The organism is Pedobacter agri PB92 (assembly GCF_000258495.1).
Taxonomy (GTDB): domain Bacteria; phylum Bacteroidota; class Bacteroidia; order Sphingobacteriales; family Sphingobacteriaceae; genus Pedobacter; species Pedobacter agri.
Genome location: NZ_AJLG01000317.1, coordinates 1 through 1,772, shown reverse-complemented (window position 1 = coordinate 1,772; position 1,772 = coordinate 1). Strand labels below are relative to the sequence as shown.

3 protein-coding genes are annotated in these 1,772 nt (G+C 37.9%); 1 reads left to right on the top strand and 2 read right to left on the bottom strand.

Going from position 1 to position 1,772, the window contains the following annotated elements; all coding sequences use genetic code 11:
* A partial coding sequence (locus ON09_RS23575; RefSeq protein WP_010603531.1) for a toprim domain-containing protein occupies positions 1-533 on the bottom strand: 533 nt, incomplete at its 3' end.
* 162 nt (positions 534-695) lie between these two features.
* Here ON09_RS23575 and ON09_RS23570 point away from each other — a divergent pair.
* Positions 696-1,139, top strand: a complete 444-nt coding sequence (locus tag ON09_RS23570) for a hypothetical protein (RefSeq protein ID WP_010603530.1) — start codon at positions 696-698, stop codon at positions 1,137-1,139.
* Here ON09_RS23570 and ON09_RS23565 read toward each other — a convergent pair.
* A partial coding sequence (locus ON09_RS23565; RefSeq protein ID WP_010603529.1) for a murein L,D-transpeptidase catalytic domain family protein occupies positions 1,136-1,772 on the bottom strand: 637 nt, incomplete at its 5' end. The genes ON09_RS23570 and ON09_RS23565 overlap by 4 nt on opposite strands.

Here is a 1,772-nt window from a genome sequence, read left to right as displayed (position 1 = left end):
ACGTACACACTAAGCCAGTCAGATTCAGATCGGCAATGTGCGGAATTGAATAGCGTATCGTAATCGGTGCCAGGCTTAAGATTCCTAAAACCATCTTTTATAGCTTCATCAGTTTGTGAGGAAATCCACAATCTTTTAAATGGTTTTTTGCATTTCAGATAATAGTAGATATATCTGAAAATCAGCTCGCCTTCACGCCCGGCATCCGTAGCCACAATAATTTCTGTAGCTTCATCGAAAAGTCTTTTTATTGTATCAAGTTGTTTTCTAACTGCCGGATCTTCTACAAAACCGTCTTTAGTTTTGATTTTGCGAACTGCCAATTTAAATTTAGCTGGCAACATGGGTAAGTGCTGCTTTCTCCAGCCAATAAAACCATAATCTTGTGGAGGTGCCAATTGCAATAAATGCCCAAATGCCCAGGTAAACGAATATCCTTTACCTTCGATATATCCGTCTTTTCTGGTAGTTGCGCCAAAAACTTTAGCAAGTTCGCGGCCAACTGAAGGCTTTTCTGCAATAACAATCTTCATGAATTGGGCTTATTTTAAAACCTCAAAGATGCTCAAAATATTGATTCAAAAATCAAAATTTTACTCACACACTAAACACCTGATGATTAAACATTTTCGCTGTTTTAGTGTTACGGTTGCATTATTCAGTAACAAATAATCAAGTTTAAAATCTAAAATTTAATGAATAGCCATTACAATTTAGAAAATTGCACTATCAAAGTCCATTTAGATGTGGGTATCATACGCGTGTACGGCAACGCAGAACTTTGGCGCTTTTTGGATGGTAAAGCAGGTGAAAGGTTTACTTTATTGGTAAAAACCATTAAAGATGATTACCTGCAGAAATTTGGTCGTCCATTACAGATTACAGACCGATCGCTCATTGTCGAAATTTTAGTGCATGTTTACTGTGATTATTTAGGTTTGCAATTTAACCGACTGGTGAAATTTAAGCCGCTTAATAAGTTTGTAAATAAGCTACTGGAAAGGGCAGAAGTAGTGGATTGTGGCGAAAAGGCCAAAGACTCCAACCGTTGGGTTTGGGATACTTTGGCCCCCTTAAAAGGATTTTTTATCAAGATATTGCCCCGGAATTTAAGTGATACAAATCTCAAACTACATTAATCCATTTGAGCGGCCAAAACTTCCTCTTGTTTTAAAGCGTAGCTGGCTGCGAGTGTTTCGTTCAAAAACGATGAATGGTATTGCTGATCAGAGTTGTTAATAAACAGTACAGTGCGGTCTGAAATGGCATCAATCACTTTATTTGCCAGTTTTGTTGGTACTGCCGGGCAACCCTGGCTTCGGCCCAATCTTCCAAGTTGATTAATTGTTTCCTGGCAAACATAATCGGCACCATGAACAACAATCGCCCGTTCCCTCGCATTGTTGTTAAATCCTCGGTCCATTCCGTCTAATTTAAGCGAACGACCATGTTTACCATAATAAATTTCTCCGGTTAGATAAAAACCTAAACTGCTTTGATTTGAATTCTGCGTATTGGAAAAATAAGAAGGTTTATCACCACCACTATTTTGCCCATGTGCCACCCAGGTATTTAAAATAAGTTTTTTCTGCGCCAAATCGATAATAAAAAGACGTTTTTTGCTGCTTTCCTGATCGAAATCAGCAATGGTTAAAATAGATTTGGAATGTAGCATACCGGAATACTTCATGTTATAAAAGCCGGTAAGTGCTTTTTCAAAAACCTGTTGGTTTAAACCTGCAGAATCCAGATGAGCAGCATAATAGATATCT

Coding starts and splice junctions, on each gene's coding strand:
- ON09_RS23570 (WP_010603530.1), top strand. CDS start 696: ATGAATAGCCATTACAATTTAGAAAATTGCACTATCAAAGTCCATTTA.